We start from the raw sequence: 26,814 nt of genomic DNA on the forward strand, positions 1-26,814 counted from the left end.
GTATTAAATGAAGGTTATTAAAATTAATGCTGAAAATAGTATAGATACTATTAAAGAGTTTAAAAAACATCTTGGTGGAGATATCACACAAAATTGGGGAGAAACCTTATTAACCTTAGACAATGATTTTGCAAAAGGCTGTATTAGACTAATGGTTTTTGATTGGGGCGTTAGTTTTATAGAATATAATCTAATTTTTTTCCAAGACACACAAGTTACAACAGATCCTTCTCATTTTAACCCGTTACTGTTTACCTATTCACTTAATGGCTCTTTTGAACATAAATTTAGTGATCAAAAGGAATACACAACAATAGAGCAGTTTCATTCCTTTATTGGCACATGTAACAGCGATATTTCTCATAATTTCTTTTTTCCTGAAGGTGTCCATATCGAACTAAATTCGATTAGAATTATTAGAAAAGAATTCTTAAACAAAAGAATTAATATTGCTAATATGCTTAACCAAAAATTATATGATGTTTTTGTAGATAAACAACACGATAATAGATTTGCATATTATGGTCCTATTAGCCTTAAAATGGCAGATCATGTTAAAGCATTACAAGATATAAAGACCAAAGGCATGATTAGGTTGCTTAAAGCGGAAGGTGAATTGTACCAATTACTTTCTATGCATATTGAGCTTTACAACAAATATGATAAAGCAGAAGTATTAGAGATTCCATTATTAAAATCGGAACTTAAAAAAATAAAAAGATTAGGCAAAAAAATAGTAAAAACACCTTCGGATAACTACTCACTAGAGGAGCTTTCAAAAAGCTCTGGTTTGTCTCAAGCAAAATTGCAAGAAGGTTTTAAATATTTATTTGCAAGAACAGTAACTGAATATATTAGACACGTAAGATTAGAAAAAGCGAGAGAATTAATGAATAATTCTAACTTAAACATTTCTCAAATTGTTTATTCTATAGGCTTTACAAGCAGAAGTTATTTTTCTAAGATTTTTAAAAACAAATATGGTATAACACCAAACGAATTTAAAAAACAAATAGTAGTAACTATTGACGAAGAGTTTTAATAAAAAAAATCATTTGCAACCTATTGCAAATGATTTTTTTTAGCTATTAATCACTAATTTGAAAATCTATCTTATAATCTTTTTCAGTAGCATAAATCCTCCCATTTTACCAACTGCTCTTAAAGCAGAACTTACCCAGTTTAACGGACTAAGATCTTCTTTAAATTCTTCTTTCACCAATTTTAGCTCCTCCCAAGCTATTTGTCGCTCAAGATTTAATCGTTTTAAATCGGCATCTATATCATCAAAGGAATTGTAAGTTTTCATACTGTTAATTAAAAAATTTAATTGAAATTTTTCTTATAATTTTTTTGTCTATATGCTTTCTCAAAAAGTAAACTATAACAGCGCATATAATAAAAATCAAAGCTACTATTAAGCATCCAAGTGTAAAACTTTCTAATGCATTACCTATAGCTATCGCACTAGATATAGCTAAAAAAATTAAACCTAAAAACACTAAACTTCCAATTGCAAAAAGCTTAACAATCATACTAATAGATAGAGATAATTGCTGAAAAGCTTTTAGTTTCAGATAATCATGAGAAGTCTTTACATACTTATCACCTAAATCTGTGGCTTTATCTGTAGTGTTATTTAAAGATTCAAAAATGCTCATATATTATGACGATTTTTGTAATTTCTTATTTCTATCTTTTAAATCTTTAAGCTTTTTTTCTAAAGTAGTAATTAAATCTTCAGCTTTATAACTTGCACTAGTCACAATAGAATCTACTTGCTCGTCTAAAGTTTGTTTTTTTGTAGATGCTGTAGAAACCACTCTATCTTTTAAATCTATTGCAGTTTCTGCTAACTTATCTTTAGTAGCTAAAGCTTCGTCAGAAATTCGTTGTCTAGTATTTACTCCTTTATCTGGCGCAAATAAAATACCTAAAGTAGCTCCAATTGCTGTACCTGCTAATATTCCTAATAATGTATTGTTTGAATTACTCATAATTTTGTTGTTTTAATTTGTTAAACATTCTTTTTTGATTAATGTAAAGATACAACCAAAGCCTTGTGCTTCTTAACTCAAATCAAATAAAGTTTACCTCAAAAAAAATTTGTGATAACGTTAAGATTTTTAGTAAAGTAGTTAAGCTATTCTTTAAGTTAAAATTATTTTAGTAGTGTAAAATTATAAACTTATTATATGTCAAAAACAATACAATCTATAAACCCTTATAACCAAAAAGTAATAGAAACTTATACATTAAATGATAAAGCCGAAGTATTTTCTAAACTAAAAAAAGCAAACACAGTTTTTAAAACTTGGAAAGAAGAAGATATTAATTATAGAGCTCAACTACTTAGTAATGTAGGAAACATACTAGAGCAACGTATTGATGAGTTAAGCATGCTTATTACAAATGAAATGGGAAAACCTATTGAAGAAAGCATAGCAGAAATAAATAAATGTATTTTCTTGTGCGATTTTTACGCTGTAAATGCTGAAGAGTTTTTAGCAGACGAAATTATAGAAACCGATGCTAAAGAAAGCTTTATTAGTTACGATCCCTTAGGCGTTATATTAGCAGTAATGCCTTGGAACTATCCTTTTTGGCAAGTACTCCGTTTTGTAGCACCTACACTTACTGCAGGAAATACAGCAGTTTTAAAACACGCCTCTAATGTTACAGGTTGTGCCATTGCTTTACAAGACGTTTTTGAAGATGCTGGTTATCCTAAAGGCTGTTTCCAAACATTAATAACAAGTCATGAGGTTATTGAAACTATTATAAAAGATGATAGTATTAAAGCCGTATCCTTAACAGGAAGCGAAAAAGCAGGAAAAAGTATTGCTAAAGTAGCTGGTGAGCATTTAAAAAAATCTGTTTTAGAATTAGGCGGAAACAATGCATGTATTGTTTTAGATGATGCCAATTTAGACAAGTATTTAGATACTATGGTTAAAGCAAGAATGCAAAATACAGGACAAAGTTGCATTGCAGCAAAACGATTTATAGTTACTGAGACTATTTATGATACTTTTCTGGAACAATTTACCTCAAAAGTAAATGCATTAAAATATGGTGACCCAACACATAAGGACACAAATATCTCTACATTGGCTAGAGAAGACCTTGCAGAAGATTTACAAAAACAAGTAGATGATGCTATAAATAAAGGCGCAAAAGTAGTTATAGGTAACACTAGAGAGAAAGCTTATTTTGAACCCACTATATTAACCAATGTTACCAAAGATATGGCAGTGTTTAAAGAAGAAACTTTTGGTCCTGTTGCACCAATTTTTAAAGTAAAAGATTTAGAGGAAGCTCTAGAATTAGCGACAGATTCCCGATTTGGTTTAGGGACAATGCTGTTTACAGAAGATATTGAAACTGCAATAAACAGCATATCTAAAATACCAGATGGTGCCTTTTTTATAAACGAAATGGTAAAGTCTGATCCAAGATTACCTTTTGGAGGTACAAAAGCTTCAGGTTATGGCAGAGAATTGTCTATAGAAGGTATCCACGAATTTGTAAACACAAAAACAGTATATATTAATAAATAAATAAATAACAATCTATGAGTTTAATAAAAGAAGAACACGAAGACCGAAACGATTACATTTTACAAAAAGACAAAACCACTAAAAACGTCACTAAATTTGTTGTTATTGCATTAGTGATATGCACCATTGCAGTAATAGTCTCAGGACTCGTCTTTAAATGGTTTTAATTAATAAAAATGCTCAGTTTTAAACTGAGCATTTTTTCTATGGTTTTCATAAATTAACAACACAATTTTTACTCAATAGTTTTATTTTTCTATTAAATTCTCAATTTCTATAGTTTTTAAAAGTTCCCATAATTCTTCAGGTTTAATATTTTCTGCTTCAGCTTTTACTAAAAACCGACCATTAGTTGTATAACTCATTAACGTCTTTACTTCGCTATCGTTATATTCTACAATTACACCAGTATTTTCTAGTTTTAATATCCCTCTATAACCAGTATCTGTTTTATCTTTCCAAATAGTATTTGCCATTTCTTGCGTAAGAGTGAACATTTTTGCAGATTGTATATTACTCGCACAATCAACAATTGTCACTTTTGCGTTTTTAGTCCCTTTTTCAAAAAGTAGCTCTATATTATTTAATGTTGGTACGCGCTCTAACTTTTTTCCAATTTCATAGTCTGTTCGTTTTAATTCCCCTAATGTCGTTGGTAGCCAATCTTGGTATTGCGATTTTGTAATTGGAGTTTTAACAATAAGATCTTGTTCAATTTCTAAACTAGCATCATTAGCCCAATAGTCAATATACCAATTCATAGTGGTTGGTATTTTATCTATGGATAATTTTTCTTCAATTAAACGTCTTTTATATTTTCCTCTATCATCTTCAAGTTCCTTGGTTTTAACCAGTTTATGTTCTACAAAATTCCATCCTTTTTTCAGGTTAATATTATAACTAGTTTTATTACGAAGATTATTTTTATCTACTTCGCCATTTCCTGACGTATCGTCTTCATATACAGTGCACGTAGCTTTAAATTTACCTTCTCCACTACTAAGCACTAACGATAATTTACTACCAAGACTAAACTCATTTCGATTAGCTTCATCTTGAGTTGCCGAAAACAAAGCACCTACTTGTTGTCCATATTTATAAAGAAAAATATTTTTCACCTCAAGAGCAGTAACCTCTTCTGTTTGATCTTCAATAAGTTTATCATGACAAACATGCATACCTATAGCTCTACCTATTTTTTGTGTCGTATAAAATTGCGTTTCATCAGTTGTGCCTAAATGAGTATCCGGAAAGTTAAAATGTATTGCTCCATTTGCAGTAACCTTACCTATTGAGATTAGGCTATCTAAACCAAAAGGTGCTACTTTAATTTCTAGTTCACCTCTGGTATAATTTTCAATTTTAGGTAAAATAGTTTCCGGTTGTTGAGCATTGCAAGACTTTAAAAATACTACACTAAATAGTACAAGGATACATGTTTTCATATTAAAATATTTATGGATTAAGTAGTTAATGTTTTTATTAATACAAAAAAAACAAAAAGGTTAACTATAAATAATAAATAGTATTAGTCATAATATAATTATTAACACTGAAAACTAAACATAAAGTGTTGCTATAAAATAAAAGTAAAATAGAGTGTATAAAAAAAGCTTCAGCAAATGCTGAAGCTTTAAAGTCGGGGTGGCAGGATTCGAACCTGCGGCCTCCACGTCCCAAACGTGGCGCGATAACCGGGCTACGCTACACCCCGAAAAATGAAATTATTATATATAACCTCAAAATCGAGGTGCAAATATATAGCTTTTCTTTAAAATAAGAGGCTTTTTATTATTAAATTTAAAGTTTAATTTTTATAGCTATGAAACTTTCTAAACCATTACTTTTTGTATTGTTCTTGTTTGTTGCACTCTCTTGTAAACAAGAAAAAAATATTGCAAAAAATACGACTCCAAAAAACGCTAACAAACAGCAAGAACACCAACTCATAGTAGAAGATTTAGTCAATCCTTGGGGTTTTGTCTTTTTGCCAGATAACTCAATACTTATTAATGAAAAAGAAGGCAAGATTATTCATTTTAAAAATAATAAAAAAACTGAAATTGGTGAAGTCCCAAAAGTATATAATCGTGGTCAAGGCGGTCTATTAGATATTAAATTGCATCCTAATTATGCACAAAATGGTTGGATATACTTAACGTATTCTTCTAAAGAAGGTAAAGAAAATGGAGGTCATACTGCTTTAATGCGTGCAAAACTAAAAGACAACAAACTGGTAGAAAAAGAAATTTTATACAAAGCTTCACCAAACACTACAAGAGGGATACACTTTGGTTCTAGAATTGTGTTTGACGATGATGGCTATTTGTATTTTTCGATTGGAGATCGAGGAGATCGAGACGCAAACCCTCAAGACATCACAAAAGATGGAGGTAAAATTTATCGCTTAAATGATGATGGTACACTACCAAAAGACAATCCTTTTGTAAATAAAAAAAACGCAAAAAAGGCAATCTTTTCTTATGGTCATCGTAATCCGCAAGGCATGGCTATTCACCCAGAGACGAGAGCTGTTTGGATCCACGAGCATGGTCCAAAAGGTGGTGACGAAATTAATAGTGTAAAAAAAGGAGCTAATTATGGCTGGCCAATTATCACCTATGGCGTAAATTATAGTGGTACAAAAATTACAGACAAAACCTCTAAACCTGGTATGGAACAGCCTGTTCATTATTGGGACCCTTCAATAGCACCTAGCGGAATGGCATTTATTACCAGCGATAAATATCCTAATTGGAAAGGGAACCTGTTGGTTGGATCTCTTAAATTTCAATATGTAGATAATTGTTACCTTTCTAATGGTAAAGTGGTTAAAGAAGAACGCTTACTAGATGGTTTGGGTAGAGTGCGCTCCATTGTTCAAGGTCCAGATGGATATATTTATATTGGTATAGAAAATTTAGGCATTGTTAAACTTTTAAGCCCTTCAGAATAATGAAATATGTCTTTTTTACATTACTTTCAATATTAATATTCTCTTGTAATACTCAAAAGAAAGAAAATAATTCGGTAACAAATTCAAATGCTTCAGCAAAAAATATTAATATAAAAAACACTCAAACTTATAAATCCGGAAAGCTAATTTATGACGATTTGTGTGTTACATGTCACTTACCAAATGGAAAAGGTGTAGAGAAGGTGTTTCCGCCTTTAGCGCAATCAGATTATTTATTTAATAATAGAACGAAGAGTATCAAAGCTATTAAATATGGGCTTTCTGAAGAAATTACGGTAAATAATATTAAATACTCAACTCCAATGGCTCCATTGGGACTTTCCGACAAAGAAGTTGCCAATGTAATGAACTACATTACAAATACTTGGGGAAATAAAAATGAGCAGTTAATAACTGAAGAAGAAGTTTCAAAAATAGAACCCTAAAACTTCTTATAATTAATTAAATTTGTCATTAAAATCTTAAAACGTATTTATGCTAATTATAGGAATCGCAGGAGGAACAGGTTGTGGAAAAACAACAGTTGTAGAGCAAATAATGAACGAGTTACCAGATGGCGAAGTTGGTGTAATATCGCAAGACTCCTATTATAAAGATACTACTCACCTCTCCTACGAAGAACGCGTTACTATTAATTTTGATCACCCAAAATCAATAGATTTTAAATTATTAAGATCGCATTTAACCGATTTAAAAGCGGGAAAAAGCATAGAACAGCCTGTATATTCGTTTGTAGATCATAACAGAACTAAAGAAACCATTACAACACACCCAAAACACGTTATGATTGTGGAAGGCATACTTATACTAAGTAAACCTAAAATTCGCGATATGTTCGATATCAAAATATTTGTTCACGCAGATAGCGACGAGCGTTTAATACGACGTATAAAAAGAGATATAGCAGAGCGTGGTAGAGATATAAATGAAGTGTTAACGAGGTATCAAAACACATTAAAACCCATGCATCAACAATTTATTGAGCCAATGAAAGAGTATGCAGATTTAATAATACCTAACAACAAATACAACACAGTTGCAGTTGATATAGTAAGAACTATTATAAACGAAAAATTAAGCTAGTGCTCAAATATTTTAAAAACATATATATAGTCATACTTGTGGTATTTGTAATATGGATGCTGTTTGGCGACAGCAATTCCTGGCTTATACACAATGAATTAAATAATGAAATTGAAGATATTGAAAATGAAAAAGAATACTATAAAAAAGAAATAGAAAAAGATCTTAAAGAAATGAAAAAACTCAATAATGAAGAAGGGATAGAGAAACTTGCACGTGAGGAGTATTACATGAAAAAAGACAATGAAGATATCTACATTATTGAATATGAAGACAGTTTAAAAACAGAAACCAATGAGTAAAACATTATTTAACGATTTCGGCTCTGTTTCTGCAAAACAATGGAAACAAAAAATCCAAGCCGATTTAAAAGGTGCAGATTATAATAATACGCTAATTTGGAATACTAACGAAGATATTAACGTTAAACCATTTTATCATAGCGACGATTTTAAAGATCAAAACCTAAATACAATACCAGCAAATGGCTGGTCTATTTGCCAAACAATTTATGTAGCCAATGCCGAGAAATCTAATGCCAATGCAATTGATGCTATTAATAGAGGTGCAGATAGCATTAAATTTATAATTGCTAACAAAGCGATAAATGTTGAGGTTTTACTTAAAAATATTGACAGTAGTAAAACACCTCTACATTTCGACTTTGAGACTTTAGACGCTAATACATTTACCAAGCTCAAAGCATTAATAGACCTTTCTACCTGCAAAATTAATATTGATAGCATTGGACATCTTGCTAAAGAAGGAAATTGGTTTACTAATTTAACAGAAGACCATAATACATTAGAAAGTAGTATAAAACTAACCAACCAGTTAAGCATAAATACTACAACTTACCAAAATGCAGGTGCAACTATTGTGCAACAATTAGGCTATGCGTTAGCACATGCTAACGAGTATTTAAACCATTGTAACACTCTACTTTCTCAATCTGAAAAAGAAAGTTTAAAAGTAACGTTTAATGTTGCAGTTGGCACTAATTATTTTTTCGAAATAGCTAAGCTAAGAGCACTTCGCATGCTTTGGAGAACGCTTGCTTTGGAGTATAATGTGAATCCAAACTGTTTTGTTTTTGCCCAACCTACAAAACGTAATAAAACACTTTACGATTACAACACAAATATGCTTCGTACCACAACCGAATGTATGAGTGCAATTCTTGGTGGTGCCAATACCATTAGCAATACTGCTTACGATGCTATTTACCATAAAACCAACGAGTTTGGAGAGCGCATTGCACGTAATCAATTATTAATTTTAAAAAACGAAAGCTACTTCGATTATGTAGAAAATGCTTCCGAAGGAAGTTATTATATAGAATCGCTTACACAACAGCTCAGCCAAAAAGCACTCGACCTTTTTAAAACCATTGAGGATAATGGAGGATTCCTTCAACAGTTAAAAGAAGGGAAAATTCAGAAAAAAATAAAAGAAAGTGCTGCAAAAGAACAACATCAATTTGATACTGCCGAATTGGTGCTGTTAGGAACTAACAAACATCCCAATACAAACGATAAAATGGCTAGTGAGTTAGAACTGTTCCCTTTTGTAAAAATAAAACCTCGTAAGACTTTAATTGAGCCAATTATTGAAAAAAGGCTCGCAGAAATAGTAGAACAAAACAGATTAAAAACCGAATAATAATTAACAAATTTTTAAAACCATGATTAAAACAATTTTTAAAATCAGTCTTTTAACCTTAGTAATTTCTTTATCTAGCTGTAAAAACGATGCTAATAAATTTGATTATAAATTTGCTGATAAACCTGCAATTGTAAATTGTGAAAACGTAAATTCTAAATTATTAAATGAAGCTGTCTATGCCTTTGAAGAAGATATATTAAACAACTACACTAAAAACAACCCAAATTTAATAAGAGCTTACTCTGTATTTATGACTAGTGCTTTAGGTAATAGAGTAAAATACGAAACTGTAGTTTCTGAGCACACCTATAAAGTGTTTAAAGCACTACAAAAAGAGAATAGCTTATGGAATTTAAAAGGAGCAAATAGTAATATAAATTATAATAGTCCACTTATAGATTGTATTGCAAATACAATTAATAACCCATCTATTAAAACTACGTTTAACGCCTTATATAGTACTAATTTTTTAAGTCCTACATTAATGGGACAACCTCTAAGAAGTAAAGCAAGCCTAATTGCTAAGGACGAAGCCTTAAAAACATATATTGCTTTAGAGTTTTATTATGCAAAATTATATGAGGTCGATTTTTCTAATATAGATTTTTCTAAAAAGGAAACTACTCCAGCAAAACCAGCTAATAACAATGTAAATTTTAATACACCAAATAAAACAACTCCTAAACAAAAACAACAAGTTAAAGACGAGCACGCAGGACATAACCACGATTAATTTTACTAATGGCTAGAAAAAACCTTCAACATATAACCTTAGATACTAATTTAGATTTACCAAAAACTGCACCTAAAAGCAATATAACTGCAGAAGGGATTTCTATTAAATCCACCTATTCTAAAACCGATTTAGAACACACAGAGCATTTGGGTTTTGTAGCTGGTATTGCGCCTTATTTAAGAGGTCCTTACTCTACGATGTATGTTCGCAGACCTTGGACAATTCGACAATATGCAGGATTTAGTACAGCAGAAGAAAGTAATGCATTTTACAGACGTAACTTAGCTGCAGGACAAAAAGGACTCTCTGTGGCTTTCGATTTGGCAACGCATAGAGGTTACGATTCAGACCACGAACGTGTTGTTGGAGATGTTGGTAAAGCAGGTGTTGCTATAGATACTGTAGAAGACATGAAAGTGCTTTTCGACCAGATTCCCTTAGATAAAATGAGTGTTTCCATGACTATGAATGGAGCCGTTTTACCAATTATGGCCTTTTATATTGTTGCAGCAGAAGAACAAGGTGTACAACCAGAATTACTGGCAGGAACCATCCAAAACGATATTTTAAAGGAGTTTATGGTGCGTAACACCTACATCTATCCTCCTACTCCATCCATGAGGATTATTTCGGATATTTTTGAATTTACCAGCAAAAATATGCCAAAGTTTAACAGCATAAGTATTTCTGGCTACCACATGCAAGAAGCTGGTGCCACTTGCGATATTGAGTTAGCATATACTTTAGCAGATGGATTAGAGTACATCCGCAAAGGCTTAGATGCAGGAATGGATATTGATACCTTTGCACCTCGCCTTTCCTTTTTCTGGGCTATTGGCATGAACCATTTTATGGAAATTGCTAAACTTCGTGCAGCACGTATGTTATGGGCAAAACTGGTAAAACAGTTTAATCCTAAAAACCCAAAATCGTTAGCCTTACGTACGCATTGCCAAACCTCTGGTTGGAGTTTAACAGAGCAAGACCCTTTTAATAACGTAGCACGAACAACCATTGAAGCTGCTGCTGCTGCCTTTGGTGGCACACAAAGTTTACATACTAATGCACTAGATGAAGCCATTGCATTACCAACAGATTTCTCTGCACGTATTGCAAGAAACACACAAATATTTTTACAAGAAGAAACTCACATAACAAAAACAGTAGATCCTTGGGCTGGAAGTTATTATGTAGAAAAACTAACACACGATATAGCTCAAAAAGCATGGTCTTTAATCGAAGAGGTTGAGGAACTTGGAGGTATGACCAAAGCTATTGAAGCTGGAATCCCAAAAATTAGAATTGAAGAAGCTGCAGCTCGTAAACAAGCACGTATAGATTCTAGTCAAGATATTATTGTTGGTGTTAATAAATATGTTTTAGAGGAAGAAGCTGCGATTTCAACCTTAGAAGTCGATAATCAAACGGTTAGAAACCAACAAATAGAAAGCTTAAACAAAATAAAAGCAGAACGAAATACTAAACAAGTAATCCAAGCTTTAGCAAATTTAACAGAAGCTGCAAAGACAGGTGAAAATAATTTATTAGCTTTAGCTGTAATAGCTGCTCGCGAACGTGCAACTCTTGGCGAAATTAGTGATGCATTGGAAGCTGAGTTTGGACGTTATAAAGCACAAATTAAATCCTTTTCTGGCGTGTATAGTAAAGAAATTAAAAACGATACCTCTTTTGCAAAAGCAAAACAATTGGCAGATCAATTTGCAGAGCAAGATGGTCGCAGGCCACGTATAATGATTGCTAAAATGGGACAAGATGGTCACGATCGTGGCGCAAAAGTAGTTGCAACAGGTTATGCAGATGTTGGTTTTGACGTCGATATTGGTCCACTTTTCCAAACACCACAAGAAGCCGCAAAACAAGCTGTAGAAAACGATGTGCATATTCTTGGAGTCTCCTCATTAGCTGCTGGTCACAAAACTTTAGTACCACAAGTAATCCAAGAACTTAAAAACTATGGCAGAGAAGACATTATGGTTATTGTTGGTGGCGTAATCCCAAAACAAGACTACCAGTATTTGTTCGACGCTGGAGCTGTTGCTGTGTTTGGTCCTGGAACAAAAATTAGCGATGCTGCAATTACTATTTTGGAGATTTTGATTGATTAAATTATTTTATCAAATCTTGGTATCAAAATTCATCGTTTCTAAAATTATTAAATGTTTTGTACATTACATTTGGAACAAAAATTGATACCTGTTTGTAGATTATGAAGCATATTATATTTAAACATAGACACCTTTACACTATATGTTTTTTGGTATGCATTATATTTTTATTACCTCTCACAGCTTCGGCCCAAAACACTAAAAGACTAAAAGCACAAAAAAAAGATAGCATTGTAAAAACTTCTTTTTTCTCCAAAAAGAAAAAGAAAATTCAATTTAATGGTAGCGATGGTCCATATATTATTAACGACACTTTATATCGTGTAACTTCAGAAAGTAAACTTCTGGTTACTCCTTTTTTTAATAGAGATTCTTTGCTAATTTCTGTAGATGATAAAGCACAAAACAAGTTTTACATAGCTTTAACCACAGACTACGAGGTACCTAAAACCGTTTATAATCTGCCAGAAAAATTAGTGGTAATATCAGATATCGAAGGTAATTTTAATGCCTTTGCTAGTTTTTTACAAGCTAACCACATTATAGACGATAACTACAATTGGATTTTTAACAATGGTCACTTAGTACTTGGAGGCGATTTTGTAGATAGAGGCAAAAACGTCACTCAAGTATTGTGGTTAATTTATAAACTCGACCAACAAGCTAAAGCACAAAACGGACAAGTTCATTTTATATTAGGAAACCATGAAATTCTTAATTTTCAAGGTGATTATAGGTACAATCGTGGAAAATACATAAAAGCAGCTCAGGAAATTAGCCAATTAAATGATAAAACCGAAGCAACTAAATTTTTGTATTCCGATCAGTCTGAATTGGGTAAATGGCTAGCCACCAAAAATGTGATTGAAAAAATTGGAGATTACATCTTTGTACATGCTGGTTTAAGCGAACCGCTTTTGGAGTACACATTATCGTTAGAAGACATTAATAATATAGCACGATTTAAGTATAATGGTTTAAATGAAGACGAAGACAAAACAGTAGCGTTTTTGTACAGTTCTAAAGGACCATTTTGGTACAGAGGTTTGGTTATGGATAGGTCTGAATACTCTAAAATAGAACCTTTAGCACTCCACGCTATTTTAAACTATTATGATGCCAAAAAAATAATTATTGGTCACACTCCTGTTAAAGAGATTTCCTCAGATTTTGATGGTCGCGTAATTAGAACAGATGTTCACCATGGTAAAACTAAATTTTCTGGTAAAACAAAAGGGTTGCTTATAGAAAATAATGCATTTTACATCATAGACGACAGTAATAATAAAGCACCTTTAATTAATAAGTTATAACCCATTAAAGTAGGCATCTAAATGGGTAAAACGTTCCTCTAACCACGTTTTAAGATACTCGTAATGGTCTTCGTTTGGCAACTCATTTAGTTTATTTATCCAAACTAACTGTTCGCGCTCATAGACTTTATCTTCGGTTAAACTTGTATAAAGATTACTAACGCTAGATAGTATTTCTTTTTCGCTAAAGGCATTAGATCGTAAGGTTTTCCACCTTGCTTTTAATTTTTCATTATAGCCATTCGGATCTAATTCAATTAGCCTGTTAAAGAGTCCATTTCCTAAAATTTGATGTGTAAAACGTTCGCGTTTTCCATCTTGGATAATTCCCATTACACCATCTAAATCCCAAGCGACAAAAAAATAGGGTTCGTCTGTATTATATTTTGCTAAGTAGTAGTTTTTACCCAAATTATCCGATGCTCTAACCATATTTACCATTAAGTAGTAATCAATCGCATTATCAATATTTACATGGCGTTCTATGTGTTTTATAAAAGCATCATCTGAACCATGAACTACCAAATTTGTAAACTCTGCTAAGCTACCAAACTCCGAGGTATAGTCTATAAAAGGGTATTCGGTTCGCCAACCATTCCAATGCGGAAAGAGGTTGTTGTATTCTTTAGGAGACGTTTTAAAAGCTGGTCCTCCTTTATAAGAGTTTGCCTTAAACAATTCGCCACGAACAGTATTGCCTTTATTCTTTTTAAGTTTTAATTGTTTTCTATCTACAGATTCTGAGAGTTGATACAACCCATAATAAGTGTTGTTTTTAAACACCTCAACATAAGCAATATCAAAACCACTTTTTGCTTTTGGCTCTTTAGCTGCATAGTAAGGTGTATGGATTTTAGTCCATAATTTAGTTGCTATGTAAGAGCGTAAACGTAATGGCTCGTTATACATACCATCTAAAATCCAATCATCGTCCGATCTCATATTTAAAAATTTTACATCTTTATTTTGTTTTGAAACACTATCTGTCCAAAATTCTAAATCAAAAGATTTTTTAGGAAACGTTAGTGATAAATTACCACGATGCCTTACTCCCATTACACTTTCTATATACTCTTTGTTATTATAAAAAGTAAAATAGCCTGGTTTTTTAACATCATTATTTATTGTTGAAGTATCTATAGTAATATGCACTAAAGGGAATTTAGTGAGATATAAGGTATAATCTCCTTTTACACTACTACTTTTGGAGTAAGCGAGTTTTTCTGAAGCATCTTCTAAAAAAAATTCTTTATCAAACTTTATGCTGGTAATTGTGTTGTTTGTAGAATTTAGCGACTCTAAATCGCTAATATGCCAAACAATAATTTTATGTTCTGTATCTATACCAAAACTTCCTTGCTCTGCAATAACTTGCTGTGCATAGCCATTTATTCCTTTTAATAAAAGTAAAACGGAACATAGTAAGTAAGTAAATTGTTTCATAGTGTTTTTAAAATTATACTGTGTAAAAATAGTCTATTAATACTTCAACTGTGTTTTAGTTGTTAGCTGTTAACTGTTAGCTTTTAGCTTTTAGCTGTTAGCCTTTAATTCTTAAATCTTGAATCTTTGTTCTTTGTTCTCAACTTTTAACTCGTAACTCGTAACTGTCAACTCTCAACTAACACCTAATAGCTTAAGTCAAAACCCATACCAATGTCATGCTTGTGCTAAAAAAAAACATCTATAGTTAAATCATTATCTACCAAATCAATTTTATTTTGGTTTTCTAAAATGCCGTAAGTAGATACAAATGTGGTATGTACCATTTTTTTTGTTTTGGTTACAGCCTTCAATCCTTCAGTTTTAGTTCTAATATTTTTTGCATAGTCTGCAGTAATACTAAACTCATCGGCATAAAATTTCATTTCGCAAACGTTAATAATATTGTCCTTTCTATCTATTAACATATCTATTTGAAAGCCTTTTGGGTAATGCTTATTTTTTCTGTGTAAAAAACTATTCACTTGTGTTTGCACACCAGAAATACCAAGAGCTTCTTTAATAGTATCTACGTGTTTTATACACAAGTTTTCAAAAGCATAACCACACCATATTTTATAAGCTTGGCCTTGACTAATACTTAGCCAATCTGTAGTTTGCGAAACGGATTTCCCTTCGATAAAATTGAGATAAAACAGCGAATACTCGTCGGTTAAACGATATAGCATGTCTTTCTTTTTATTCTCTAAAGGCTCAAATGTGGTAATAAAACCAGAGGTTCTTAACTCCTCTAAGATATTGGTAAACCATCCACCATCCGAAATTTTTGTGAGTTTTAAAATTTCTTTTCGGTCTAAACCTTTGGCTTTGCTCGCTAATGCTTTTACTATTTTAACGTGGTTACTTGCATTATCAAATAACGCTGGATAGAGATTCTCGAATTCGTATTTTAAAATTCCATTTTTATTAAAACATAACTCTTGTAAGTTTTGTGCTGCGCTTTTACCTTTTTCAATATGGTTTAAATAATGCGGAATACCACCAATAGACATATATAACTGTACAATTTGGTAGTGGCTTATTTTTATTTTTTTTTCTTGTAAAAAAGCTTTCGTTTCTGCAAGCGTAAAAGGTTGCAACGTTATTAATTGTGTAATCCTATTGTGCAAACCACCTTTAGCATTAACAACATGTTGCAACATCCATGAGGCAGCAGAGCCACAAACCACAACAATAATATTTTGTTGGGATGCCCAATTATTCCACCAATGTGCCAAAGCTTCCATAAAACCAGAACGTTTTGTAGCTATCCAAGGTAACTCGTCTAAAAAAACAACTGGCTTTGTACTGCTATTTAAACTTGCAATGGCTTTACTTAAGCTATTAAAAGCGAGCAACCAGCTTTGTGGTGTGTCTTTTATTGGAGTATTAAAATATAAATTGAGTTGCAATGCAAAATTGGTGAGTTGGCTTGCAAGATCTGCATCTTTTAAGCCTGTCATTTCAAATACTTTATGCTGCTTATAAACTTCTCGTATTAAAAAAGTTTTACCTACTCTTCGTCTTCCTATTATAGCTAATAAGTGTGCTTGCTCATCTTTTAAATAAGCGTTCATTAGTTTTACTTCTTCTTTTCTACCAATTAGTTTCATTGTTTTATATTACGCGGAATCTATTCAAATATACTACTTTTCGCGTAATTAAATTATAATACGCGGAATCTTAAAAATTAAACAACATTTCGCGTATTATACAAGCTAAAATTTGTTTTTATAAACATTTAGATAACCACTCTATGGCAATTCTTCTATATTTACAGGAAAGAATTACATAATGAAAAACCTACTTATACTATTAACTATTACCTTTAGTTTACATGTCTTTTCTCAAAAAGAAGGACAACTGTTTTGCGAAGGCGATCCAACCGAAGGCTATTTTCCACTACTAAAATCTAAAAAATATATTATTTGGGACAACACTTATTATATTGAAGAGCATTTAGGAGAAAAAACACTCGAAGGTAAATTATACACAGCATATTCACAGACTTGGGAAGCAGGTAATGTTGCAAATATGTTTTTGAGAGAAGAAGACAATGCTATTTATCAATACGAAGCCAACAACACACCTGAAACGCTTAGACTTCCAAAAAAAGTTAAAAAAGGAAACTTTTGGAAGACACCAGATGGCTTATTAACTTACAAAATCACCTCAATAAAAGGCACGCTTAAAACACCAGTTTGTGAGTATAAAAACTTATTAGTATTAAAGTCAACTTTTACAAATGGAACCTATACGTTTTACTACCAAAAAGGCTATGGTTATGTTGGTGCTACACAAAACGATACACTAATATCTTTTGTGGTGCCAAGACTTCCTGAAGCATTACTTAAAAAAACTAAAAAGCAACATTAAAATTATCATTTAATCCAACTCGTTAAATGATGTTAAAAAACAATAAAATTTCTTACAAATCGTTATTTTTAAAAATCAAATTAAACTTAAACCAAACAACCTTATGAAAAAATTACTCTTAATTTTTGGAGTGGCTTTCGCATTTATTGCCTGCGACTCGCAACAAAAAGCAATTACTGAAAACGCTCAAACTGTTAAAATTGCAGAAACTGCCTCTAAAACAATCCCATTTAATCCAGAAGTAAAAACTGGTAAACTTAGTAATGGCTTAACATATTACATTAAAAACAATGGGAAACCAGAAAATAAAGTAGAATTAAGACTTGTAGTGAATGCTGGATCTATTTTAGAAGACGAAGACCAAAGAGGGTTAGCGCACTTTATGGAGCACATGAATTTTAATGGAACTAAAAATTTTAAGAAAAATGAGCTTGTTGACTATCTACAAAGTATAGGTGTAAAATTTGGAGCGCACTTAAATGCATACACAAGTTTTGACGAAACTGTATATATTTTACCAATACCAAGTGACGATCCGGAAAAACTAGAAAAAGGCTTTCAGATTTTAGAAGATTGGGCACATAATGCACTATTAACTAACGAACAAATTGACAGCGAAAGAGGTGTTGTTTTAGAAGAATACAGAATAGGTAAAGGAGCTAACGAACGTATGAGCCAAAAGTATTTACCTAAAGTACTTTACGGTTCTAAATATGCAGACCGTTTACCTATTGGTACTAAAGAAAATTTAGAAACCTTTGATTACGAAAGCCTAAAACGTTTTTATAAAGATTGGTATCGACCAGATTTAATGGCAGTAATGGCTGTTGGAGATGTTGATGTTGCCACTTTAGAAGAAAAAATAAAATCACATTTTGGTCGTATTCCTGCAGCTGTTAACCCAAGACCTAGGGAAGTTTTTAACATGCCAAATCACGACGAAACCCTTATTGCAATAGAAACCGACAAAGAAGCCTCCTTTGCTAACGTACAAATACTATTTAAAGACGATAAAAATGCTACACCAGACGTTACAGTAGATGATTACAGACACTCAATGATAGAAGGATTATATGCACAAATGATAAACAACAGATTAGATGAGTTAAGAAATAGCGAAAAACCACCATTTGTTTATGGCTACAGCTTTCATGGTGGTACTTATGCAAGAACAAAAAACGCTTACCAATCTTTTGCTATGACTAGTGAAACAGGTCAATTAGATGCATTAAAAGCATTATTAGAAGAAAACTTACGTGTAAAACAATATGGTTTTTACGAAGGAGAATTTGAACGTGCTAAAAAAGATGTTATTGCAAGCTACGAAAAGTCATATAAAGACAAGGATAAAATGGAATCTAGCAGACTCATTGGTGAGTATGTTAGACATTTTCTTGAAAAAGAAGTAATGCCAGGAATAGAATGGGAATATAACTTTGTAAAAGAACAACTACCAACAATTAAACTAGAAGAAATTAATAGTTTAATCTCAGGTTATATAAAAGATAAAAACAGAGTAATTGTTTTAACAGGACCAGAAAAAGAAGGTGTAAAAAAAGTTACAGAAGCTGAGGTTAGAGCACTAATTAAAGAAGTAGAAAATGCTAAATTAGAACCTTACCAAGATAAAGCTATTGCGTCTTCGTTAATGACTACAATACCAAAAAAAGGAAGCATAGTAAAAACAACAAAAAATAGTGATGTAGGCACAACTACATTAACATTAAGTAACGGAGCAAAAGTTACCTATAAAGTAACCGACTTTAAAAACGATGAGATTTTATTTAATGCTTATAGCTTAGGTGGCTCTTCATTGTATTCTGACGATGATTTTAAACAAGTAGTATTTGCAAATGGAGGCTTAGCAGAAGCTGGTGTTAATGGTTTTAATAAAACAGAACTTTCTAAAATGATGTCTGGTAAAATTGTAAATGTAAGACCAAGCATAAGCACTTATACTGAAGGCATGTCTGGAAGCAGTACACCAAAAGATTTTGAAAACTTATTTCAATTAACACATTTATATTTTACTGCGTTAAATAAAGACGAATCTGCATTTAACTCCTATCTAAATAAACAAAAAGCGTTTATTGGAAATATGCTTGCTAGTCCGCAGTTTTATTTCCAAATGGAAATGGGTAAATTTATGTATGGCGACAATCCTCGATATACAGGTTTTCCTACTCCAGAAAAGTTAGATGAAGCTAATTACGACTTGGCCTTTAAAAAATATCAGGAACGTTTTGCAGATGCTAGCGATTTTCATTTCTATTTTGTAGGAAATATAGACGAAGCTAAACTAGCAGAATACGCTAGTACTTATTTAGCAAGTTTACCAAGTACAAACTCTAACGAAAACTATAAAGTGTCTAGTTTTAGACCACTAACAGGACAGCACACAAAAATTATTGAAAAAGGCGAGGATCAAAAAAGTGCAGTTAGAATAACGTACCATGGACCAACAACTTATAACGAAAAAGAAGCACACGCATTTAATAGCTTAGCAGAAGTATTAACCATAAAGTTAGTTGAAAAATTAAGAGAAGAAGAAGGCGGCGTTTATGGCGTTGGCGCTAGAGCTAGTATAAATAAAGTCCCTTATGGATGGTATAGATTTAATATTAGTTTCCCTTGTGGACCAGAAAATGTTGATAAACTAAAAGATGCTACTTTGGCAGAAGTAGAAAAACTAATTAATGAAGGACCAACAGAAAAGGATTTAGAAAAAACTAAGAAAGCACAAATCTTAGACTATAAAGAAAATTTAAAAAAGAATAGATTTTGGTTGTCTGCTTTAAAAAATGCAGATTACGAAGGTTACGATGTTGCAAAAACACTCAAATTTGAGGAGGCGATTAATAGTCTAACTAAAGAAGACTTACAGAACGTGGCAAAAAAATATTTAACACAAGGCTACATTTTAGGAATACATAATCCAGAAAAATAACAGTTAAATCTGATTAAATTTAAAGAGTTACATTGTTAAATCAATGTAACTCTTTTTTTTATTACAGTGTTAACAACTTCCGTTTTATAAACTCACAAATAATCGTATTTTTGAGTTTCCAAATTTAATACTATTTAATGGGTAAAATAATTGCAATCGCAAATCAAAAAGGAGGTGTTGGTAAAACCACAACCTCTATAAACTTAGCAGCTTCGCTTGGAGTTTTAGAAAAAAAAGTATTGCTTATAGATGCAGATCCGCAAGCCAATGCTACTTCTGGTTTAGGTATAGATGTAGAGTCTGTTGAAATAGGCACCTACCAACTTTTAGAGCATACAAACACTGCAAAACAAGCAATTATAAAAACCGAAACACCTAACCTAGATGTTATTCCTGCACATATAGATTTAGTAGCTATTGAAATTGAGTTGGTAGATAAAGAAGCACGCGAGTACATGCTTAAAAAAGCATTAGAAGACATTAAAAACGATTACGATTTTATTATTATAGATTGTGCGCCATCATTAGGCTTATTAACCCTTAATGCTTTAACTGCAGCAGATGCAGTAATAATTCCAATACAATGTGAGTATTTTGCGTTAGAAGGATTAGGTAAACTCCTTAACACTATTAAAAGTGTTCAAAAAGTACATAATAAAAATTTAGATATAGAGGGCTTACTACTTACCATGTACGATTCGCGTTTACGCCTATCTAACCAAGTGGTAGAAGAAGTCCAAAAACACTTTAATGACATGGTGTTTAAAACCATAATACAGCGTAATGTACGTTTAAGTGAAGCGCCAAGTTATGGAGAAAGTATAATTAATTATGATGCCTCTAGTAAAGGTGCAATTAATTATTTAAGTTTGGCAAAAGAAGTGATTACAAAAAACGCTTAGATTATGGCGAAGGCAACAAAAAAACAAGCTTTAGGAAGAGGACTTTCTGCACTACTGAAAGACCCAAGTAACGATATACAATCTGCACAAGACAAAAATGCAGACCAAGTAATAGGTAATATTTTAGAGCTAGAATTGGATGCTATTGAGATGAATCCATTTCAACCACGTACCAATTTTAATGAAGAATCTTTACGCGAATTAGCCTCATCTATAAAAGAATTGGGCGTTATACAACCCATAACAGTACGTAAATTAGGATTTAACAACTACCAACTAGTTTCTGGAGAGCGACGTTTTAGAGCCTCAAAACTTATTGGTTTAGAAACTATACCAGCTTATATTCGTATTGCAAACGATCAGGAAAGTTTAGAAATGGCATTGGTGGAAAACATCCAACGCCAAGATTTAGACCCAATTGAAATTGCATTATCTTACCAACGTTTAATTGATGAAATTAATCTAACTCAAGAACAAATGAGCGAGCGTGTTGGTAAAAAACGCTCTACAATTGCAAATTATTTGCGTTTATTAAAACTAGATCCTATTATCCAAACAGGAATGCGAGATGGTTTTGTATCCATGGGTCATGGTCGTGCAATTATTAATATCGAAAACCAAGACACACAATTAGAAATTTACGAAAAGATTTTAACCAATAAATTATCGGTTCGTGACACCGAAAACCTAGTAAGACACTATAACAACACAAACACTGTTGAAGTACCTACTAAAACAACTAAAAACGAGTTACCTAAATACGTTAAAAAAGGCATAAAAGAGTTTTCGGAATACTTTGGTCATAAAATAGACGTTAAAGTCTCTAATAATGGTAAAGGGAAAATTACTATTCCTTTTCACTCTGAAGAAGATTTTAATCGTATTAAAAAATTAGTACAACGTGATAAATAAATTAGTAACACTTTGCTTTTTAGCATTTATAGTTTCATTTTTTGCAATTGCACAAGATAAAAATGAAGACAGTCGTACTAAAAAAGAAGACGTTGTTTTAGATACTACAAAAACACTACTAGTTAATAAAAAAGTAATCGATCCTTTAGCGCCTTCTAAAGCGGCTTTCTACTCGGCTATTTTACCAGGTTTAGGACAAGCCTACAATAAAAAATACTGGAAAATCCCTATCGTTTATGCTGCCATTGGAACAGGAATTTACTTTTATGTAGATAATAATAAAGAATATAACCGTTACAGAAATGCATACAAACGTCGATTAGCTGGTTTTGAAGACGATGAGTTTTTTGGAAGCGTCACAGACGATGGCTTGCGCGAAGCACAAAAAACATTACGACGCAATAAAGAATTATCTCTATTAATTACCATTGGACTTTATGCGCTTAATATTATCGATGCCAATGTAGATGCACACTTGTTACAATATAATGTAGATGATGATTTAACTCTAAAACCTCATTATAAAATTAACGAGTTTGATAATACAGGTAGCGCAGGATTGACTTTAAATTTTAAATTCTAAATTATGCGTATTGCTTTGCTTGGCTACGGAAAAATGGGTAAAACCATCGAAAAAATAGCACTACAACGTGGACATGATATCGTAATAAAAACTTCCGAAGCTACAGGTTATAATATCACCAAAGCAGATGTAGCCATCGATTTTAGCATTCCAAATGCAGCCTTTAAAAATATTAGCAATGCTTTAAACCATCAAATTCCAATTATTTCTGGTACAACAGGTTGGTTAGATAGGTATGAAGATGCTGTAAAAATTTGTAAAGACAAAAAAGGCGCATTTATCTATGCTTCTAACTTTAGTTTAGGTGTTAATATGTTTTTTGAACTAAATAAAACATTAGCTAAAATGATGTCGTCTTTAAAAGAATACAATGTAAGTATTGAAGAAATCCATCACACACAAAAATTAGATGCTCCAAGCGGAACAGCAATTACTTTAGCTAACACTATTGTAGAAAACCACAATCAATACAAAAAGTGGGAATTACATAAAACTGAAGACAATAGCATTCCAATTGAAGCCAAACGTATAGAAAACGTACCTGGAACACATACCATAACTTATACTAGCGAAACAGATTCTATAGACATTAAACATACTGCACATTCTCGCGAAGGTTTTGCACTTGGTGCAGTTATAGCTGCAGAATGGCTAGTTGGTAAAACAGGTATTTATACCATGAAAGATGTACTAAATTTGAATGATTAATGACTAGATCATAATGACTAATGACTTAAAAAAAAGAACAAAAACGTTCTCCCACAACTGTGTTAAATTAGTTTTGGGATTACCAAATTCTTATTTAGCAAATCATATAAAAGGGCAGTTAATTAGAAGTGCAACATCTGTTGGAGCAAACTATAGAGCTGCATGTATTGCACAGTCAAAAAAAAGCTTTATTGCTAAAATTAGTATAGTTATAGAAGAAGTAGATGAAAGTCATTTTTGGTTAGAATTTATAATTGATGAGTACTTATTACCAAAAGAGCATTGTTAATCTTTGTTAAATGAAGCAGATCAATTAACTAGAATTTTTATTTCTTCTAGAAAAACCGCAAATTTGAGCATTAATAAATAATAAATCGAAATTAATCATTCTTATGTCATATTCTCAACTCATCATATTCATTTTAGTCCTTCAGGTCATTCATGGTTTAGGAACTTGGAAACTTTATATTAAAGCAGGACGACAAGCTTGGGAAGCATTCGTTCCTTTTTATAATGCGTTCGTATTAATGAAAATTATAAATAGACCTTGGTATTGGGTCATTTTATTATTCCTTCCAATAGTAAATCTTATTATGTTTCCTGTAGTTTGGGTAGAAACAGCCAGAAGTTTTGGTAAAAACACGTATTTAGATTCTTTTTTAGCCATTGTAACTTTAGGCTTTTACAATTATTACCTAAATTATGTAGCAGATGTCTCTTATGTTGAGAACAGAGATTTACACCCAAAATCTTCAAATGGAGATTGGATAAGCTCTATATTATTTGCTATTGTAGCAGCAACTATTGTACATACGTATTTTATTCAACCTTATGTGATTCCTTCTTCTTCATTAGAAAAATCATTATTAGTTGGAGACTTTTTATTTGTAAGTAAAATGCATTATGGCGCACGTATTCCGCAAACTACTGTAGCCTTACCAATGGTACACGATTCTATTCCTAAAACCAGTAAAAAATCGTATTTATTTAACGATGATTATACAAAACGAAACACCTCTTGGATAAACAAATTACAACTACCATACATGAGGATTCCTGGTTTTGAAAGTATTGAACGTAATGATATTGTGGTTTTTAACCAACCAGCAGATACGTTGCTAAATATGAATGATTTTAAACCAGACAGAAACTATTATAAACCAATAGATAAAAAAACTAACCTAGTAAAACGTTGTGTAGCAATTGGTGGTGATACCTTATCTATTAAAGAAGGTTATGTTTATATTAACGGAAAGAAAAATGTTTTACCAGACAGAGCGCATTTACAATTCTTTTACGATGTAAAAGCCAAAGTAGATGTACGTACGCTCTTTAAACAATATGGTATTACAGAAACTAGAGCCAATAGAGTGTTTTCTATTCAAAATAAGTTTTGGGATAATAGCGAAGTACAAAACTACCTAATTAGTAATGATATTATATTAGATGTTGTTTCTAAAGACTCCTTAAACACAAGAGTAACAGGTGGTATGACGCAAGCAGTTTTCGATAACTTAAAGGTTGAAATTGTTGACACTAAATACCTTGCTAATATGACTAGTGAGTTGGCCGAAAAACTGAGACAGAACTCAAATGTAATTAGCGTTACACCTTCCTTAATGAAAGAAGGGTTAAGAGATCCAAATATTTTTCCTCACGATCCTAATTACAAATGGAATAACGACTTTTTTGGACCACTTTATATTCCTGAAAAAGGAGCAACTATTTCAATTAACACAGAGAATTTGCCATTATATAAACGTGCAATTACAGAATACGAAGGCAACACAGTAAACACCAACGGAAACCAAATTATTATTAATGGAGAAGTTGCAGACAGTTATACCTTTAAACAAGATTATTATTGGATGATGGGAGATAACAGACAAAACTCCTTAGATGCCAGAGCTTGGGGATTAGTCCCTTTTGATCACGTTGTTGGTAAGCCAGTATTTATTTGGATGAGTTTTGATGGCAGTCCTGCAAAGCCACGTTGGGAACGCTTTTTTACAACAGTTGGCGGAAGCGGAGAACGAGTGTCCTACTTAATTCCGTTTTTAGTGCTACTGCTTGGGTATTTTGGCTATAAAAAATGGAGAAAAAGTAAAAAGGCTGCATAGTTGCTAGTAATTACTATGTAAAAAATAAAGAATATTGTTTTAATTAGTAACACATCTACTAAAACAAATTATTTAACAATGAAAATCCTTATTCATCCAACATACTTTCCAAATATTGCGCACATGGTTGCTATAGCAAAAGCAGAAGCCATAACCTTTGAGATGGAAGATAATTACCAAAAGCAAACCTATAGAAACAGAACTTATATTTATGCCGCTAATGGCAAATTACAATTAAGCATACCAATAATACACTCTCAAAAAGAAAGACAAAAATACAGAGATATTAAAATTTATAATGCTGAAAAATGGCAGACTCAACATTGGAAATCGTTAGAATCTGCTTACAGAACATCTCCTTTTTTTGAATTTTACGAAGATGAATTAATTCACCTATTTAAAGAAGAACATACTTTTTTATTAGACTTTAATTTAAAATGTTTTGAGGTGATTTGCGACTGCTTACAATTAGAATTAAAACCGTTTAAAACTGAAGCATTTCAAAAAGAAGTAACGGACCAAACAGATTATCGGTATTTAGCAAATGCCAGAAAAGAAACACCTAAACCTTTTAAAGAGTACAGACAAGTGTTTGCAGATAAACACGGTTATATTAATAATTTAAGCATTTTAGATGTATTGTTTAATGAAGGAACAAATGCTTTAAATTATTTAGAGTCTCAAACACTATAAAAATGCTTCAAAACACGCTTCATTATGGGATTCATTTTATATTTCCACTTGTAATTGCTTTACTTTTTTATAAAAAGCAATGGAAAAGAGCCTATTTAATACTTGTAGCAGCAATTGCAATAGATTTAGACCACTTATTAGCAACACCAATCTTTGATCCTAATAGATGTAGTATAAACTTTCATCCTTTACACTCGTATTACGCTATTGCAGTTTATGTATTGTTATTAATCCCAAAAAAGACAAGACTTATTGGTTTAGGCTTAGTCATACATATTATTGCAGATTATACAGACTGTAGTTTTATTAATTAAATTTAATTAACGATATCATTTCTTAAACCCAGTGTCATTCAAATCAAAGCGAAGAATCTTAAAAACTATTATTCAAATCAAAGCGAAGAATCCTAACTGCCATTCAAATCAAAGCGAAGAATCTTAACAACTGTCATTCAGAGCGAAGCGAAGATTCTTAACAACTGTCATTCAGAGCAAAGCGAAGAATCTTAAAAACTGTCATTCAAATCAAAGCAAAGCAAAGCATTACAACTGTCATTCAGAGCGAAGCGAAGAATCTTAACAACTGTCATTCAGAGCAAAGCGAAGAATCTTAACAACTGTCATTCAAATAA

At 31.9% G+C, this 26,814-nt stretch carries 27 protein-coding genes and 1 tRNA gene; 21 read left to right on the top strand and 7 right to left on the bottom strand.

Annotation, left to right across the window (positions count from 1 at the left end):
* The first annotated feature begins 7 nt into the window (after positions 1 to 7).
* Positions 8 to 1,042, top strand: coding sequence for a helix-turn-helix domain-containing protein (locus ACVC5O_RS01255; protein WP_452219646.1), 1,035 nt, complete (start codon positions 8 to 10; stop codon positions 1,040 to 1,042).
* Positions 1,043 to 1,108: 66 nt separating this feature from the next.
* Here ACVC5O_RS01255 and ACVC5O_RS01260 read toward each other — a convergent pair whose 3' ends face one another.
* From ACVC5O_RS01260 to ACVC5O_RS01270, 3 genes are read right to left on the bottom strand one after another with little or no spacing between them, the layout of a single operon-like run.
* On the bottom strand, positions 1,109 to 1,309 hold the full coding sequence (locus tag ACVC5O_RS01260; RefSeq protein ID WP_452219647.1) for a DUF6327 family protein: 201 nt from the start codon (positions 1,307 to 1,309) through the stop codon (positions 1,109 to 1,111).
* Positions 1,310 to 1,313: 4 nt separating this feature from the next.
* Complete coding sequence (locus tag ACVC5O_RS01265; protein WP_452219648.1) at positions 1,314 to 1,661, bottom strand: hypothetical protein; 348 nt, start codon at positions 1,659 to 1,661, stop codon at positions 1,314 to 1,316.
* A 3-nt stretch (positions 1,662 to 1,664) separates the two neighbouring features.
* Positions 1,665 to 1,997 (bottom strand): YtxH domain-containing protein, encoded by a 333-nt coding sequence (locus ACVC5O_RS01270; protein ID WP_452219649.1) that lies wholly within the window; start codon positions 1,995 to 1,997, stop codon positions 1,665 to 1,667.
* A 198-nt stretch (positions 1,998 to 2,195) separates the two neighbouring features.
* On the opposite strand from ACVC5O_RS01270, the gene ACVC5O_RS01275 reads away from it, so the two are divergent.
* Both ACVC5O_RS01275 and ACVC5O_RS01280 read left to right on the top strand, forming a co-directional pair.
* A complete protein-coding gene (locus tag ACVC5O_RS01275) occupies positions 2,196 to 3,560 on the top strand; it encodes an NAD-dependent succinate-semialdehyde dehydrogenase (RefSeq protein WP_452219650.1) in 1,365 nt (454 codons plus the stop codon).
* Positions 3,561 to 3,574: 14 nt separating this feature from the next.
* Positions 3,575 to 3,727 (top strand): hypothetical protein, encoded by a 153-nt coding sequence (locus ACVC5O_RS01280; RefSeq protein ID WP_452219651.1) that lies wholly within the window; start codon positions 3,575 to 3,577, stop codon positions 3,725 to 3,727.
* An 81-nt stretch (positions 3,728 to 3,808) separates the two neighbouring features.
* Here ACVC5O_RS01280 and ACVC5O_RS01285 read toward each other — a convergent pair whose 3' ends face one another.
* On the bottom strand, positions 3,809 to 5,005 hold the full coding sequence (locus tag ACVC5O_RS01285; RefSeq protein WP_452219652.1) for a hypothetical protein: 1,197 nt from the start codon (positions 5,003 to 5,005) through the stop codon (positions 3,809 to 3,811).
* A gap of 194 nt (positions 5,006 to 5,199) precedes the next feature.
* A tRNA-Pro gene (locus tag ACVC5O_RS01290) sits at positions 5,200 to 5,274 on the bottom strand.
* Between the two features lie 108 nt (positions 5,275 to 5,382).
* On the opposite strand from ACVC5O_RS01290, the gene ACVC5O_RS01295 reads away from it, so the two are divergent.
* The 8 genes from ACVC5O_RS01295 (at position 5,383) to ACVC5O_RS01330 (ending at position 13,460) form a co-directional block, all read left to right on the top strand.
* A complete protein-coding gene (locus tag ACVC5O_RS01295; RefSeq protein WP_452219653.1) occupies positions 5,383 to 6,516 on the top strand; it encodes a PQQ-dependent sugar dehydrogenase in 1,134 nt (377 codons plus the stop codon).
* Positions 6,516 to 6,962 carry a c-type cytochrome gene (locus ACVC5O_RS01300; protein ID WP_452219654.1) on the top strand — a complete coding sequence of 149 codons (447 nt, stop codon included), beginning with the start codon at positions 6,516 to 6,518 and terminating at the stop codon, positions 6,960 to 6,962. Before ACVC5O_RS01295 ends, ACVC5O_RS01300 begins: the two co-directional genes overlap by 1 nt.
* Positions 6,963 to 7,011: 49 nt before the next feature.
* Positions 7,012 to 7,620 carry a uridine kinase gene (gene udk / locus ACVC5O_RS01305; RefSeq protein WP_452219655.1) on the top strand — a complete coding sequence of 203 codons (609 nt, stop codon included), beginning with the start codon at positions 7,012 to 7,014 and terminating at the stop codon, positions 7,618 to 7,620.
* Positions 7,621 to 7,658: 38 nt separating this feature from the next.
* Positions 7,659 to 7,922, top strand: a complete 264-nt coding sequence (locus ACVC5O_RS01310; protein WP_452219672.1) for an FtsB family cell division protein — start codon at positions 7,659 to 7,661, stop codon at positions 7,920 to 7,922.
* Complete coding sequence (locus ACVC5O_RS01315; RefSeq protein WP_452219656.1) at positions 7,915 to 9,282, top strand: methylmalonyl-CoA mutase subunit beta; 1,368 nt, start codon at positions 7,915 to 7,917, stop codon at positions 9,280 to 9,282. The genes ACVC5O_RS01310 and ACVC5O_RS01315 overlap by 8 nt, the downstream gene beginning before the upstream one ends.
* Before the next feature lie 22 nt (positions 9,283 to 9,304).
* Positions 9,305 to 10,018, top strand: coding sequence for a hypothetical protein (locus ACVC5O_RS01320; protein ID WP_452219657.1), 714 nt, complete (start codon positions 9,305 to 9,307; stop codon positions 10,016 to 10,018).
* A gap of 8 nt (positions 10,019 to 10,026) precedes the next feature.
* Positions 10,027 to 12,147 (top strand): methylmalonyl-CoA mutase, encoded by a 2,121-nt coding sequence (gene scpA, locus ACVC5O_RS01325; RefSeq protein ID WP_452219658.1) that lies wholly within the window; start codon positions 10,027 to 10,029, stop codon positions 12,145 to 12,147.
* A 101-nt stretch (positions 12,148 to 12,248) separates the two neighbouring features.
* Positions 12,249 to 13,460, top strand: coding sequence for a metallophosphoesterase (locus ACVC5O_RS01330; protein WP_452219659.1), 1,212 nt, complete (start codon positions 12,249 to 12,251; stop codon positions 13,458 to 13,460).
* Here ACVC5O_RS01330 and ACVC5O_RS01335 read toward each other — a convergent pair.
* Together ACVC5O_RS01335 and ACVC5O_RS01340 are read right to left on the bottom strand one after the other, a co-directional pair.
* Positions 13,455 to 14,903, bottom strand: coding sequence for a CotH kinase family protein (locus tag ACVC5O_RS01335; RefSeq protein ID WP_452219660.1), 1,449 nt, complete (start codon positions 14,901 to 14,903; stop codon positions 13,455 to 13,457). The two genes, ACVC5O_RS01330 and ACVC5O_RS01335, sit on opposite strands and share 6 nt — an antisense overlap.
* Before the next feature lie 227 nt (positions 14,904 to 15,130).
* The gene (locus tag ACVC5O_RS01340; protein WP_452219661.1) at positions 15,131 to 16,555 is read right to left on the bottom strand and encodes an AAA family ATPase; all 1,425 of its coding nucleotides are present in this window, start codon (positions 16,553 to 16,555) and stop codon (positions 15,131 to 15,133) included.
* Between the two features lie 181 nt (positions 16,556 to 16,736).
* On the opposite strand from ACVC5O_RS01340, the gene ACVC5O_RS01345 reads away from it, so the two are divergent.
* From ACVC5O_RS01345 to ACVC5O_RS01390, 10 genes are all read left to right on the top strand, one after another.
* Positions 16,737 to 17,318 (top strand): hypothetical protein, encoded by a 582-nt coding sequence (locus ACVC5O_RS01345; protein ID WP_452219662.1) that lies wholly within the window; start codon positions 16,737 to 16,739, stop codon positions 17,316 to 17,318.
* Positions 17,319 to 17,421: 103 nt separating this feature from the next.
* Positions 17,422 to 20,265, top strand: coding sequence for a M16 family metallopeptidase (locus ACVC5O_RS01350; protein WP_452219663.1), 2,844 nt, complete (start codon positions 17,422 to 17,424; stop codon positions 20,263 to 20,265).
* Between the two features lie 137 nt (positions 20,266 to 20,402).
* Positions 20,403 to 21,167 carry a ParA family protein gene (locus tag ACVC5O_RS01355; RefSeq protein ID WP_452219664.1) on the top strand — a complete coding sequence of 255 codons (765 nt, stop codon included), beginning with the start codon at positions 20,403 to 20,405 and terminating at the stop codon, positions 21,165 to 21,167.
* 3 nt (positions 21,168 to 21,170) lie between these two features.
* Positions 21,171 to 22,079, top strand: a complete 909-nt coding sequence (locus tag ACVC5O_RS01360) for a ParB/RepB/Spo0J family partition protein (RefSeq protein ID WP_452219665.1) — start codon at positions 21,171 to 21,173, stop codon at positions 22,077 to 22,079.
* A complete protein-coding gene (locus tag ACVC5O_RS01365) occupies positions 22,069 to 22,662 on the top strand; it encodes a DUF5683 domain-containing protein (RefSeq protein ID WP_452219666.1) in 594 nt (197 codons plus the stop codon). Before ACVC5O_RS01360 ends, ACVC5O_RS01365 begins: the two co-directional genes overlap by 11 nt.
* A gap of 3 nt (positions 22,663 to 22,665) precedes the next feature.
* Complete coding sequence (gene dapB, locus ACVC5O_RS01370; protein ID WP_452219667.1) at positions 22,666 to 23,370, top strand: 4-hydroxy-tetrahydrodipicolinate reductase; 705 nt, start codon at positions 22,666 to 22,668, stop codon at positions 23,368 to 23,370.
* Positions 23,371 to 23,383: 13 nt separating this feature from the next.
* Positions 23,384 to 23,659: a four helix bundle protein gene (locus ACVC5O_RS01375; protein ID WP_452219668.1), complete on the top strand. Its 276-nt coding sequence runs from the start codon at positions 23,384 to 23,386 to the stop codon at positions 23,657 to 23,659.
* A 103-nt stretch (positions 23,660 to 23,762) separates the two neighbouring features.
* Entirely contained in the window at positions 23,763 to 25,490 is a 1,728-nt protein-coding gene (lepB, locus tag ACVC5O_RS01380; RefSeq protein ID WP_452219669.1) for a signal peptidase I, read from the top strand.
* A gap of 78 nt (positions 25,491 to 25,568) precedes the next feature.
* Positions 25,569 to 26,183 (top strand): WbqC family protein, encoded by a 615-nt coding sequence (locus ACVC5O_RS01385; RefSeq protein ID WP_452219670.1) that lies wholly within the window; start codon positions 25,569 to 25,571, stop codon positions 26,181 to 26,183.
* A gap of 2 nt (positions 26,184 to 26,185) precedes the next feature.
* Positions 26,186 to 26,497, top strand: coding sequence for a DUF6122 family protein (locus tag ACVC5O_RS01390; RefSeq protein WP_452219671.1), 312 nt, complete (start codon positions 26,186 to 26,188; stop codon positions 26,495 to 26,497).
* Positions 26,498 to 26,814 lie beyond the last annotated feature (317 nt).

The organism is Lacinutrix salivirga (genome assembly GCF_053604675.1).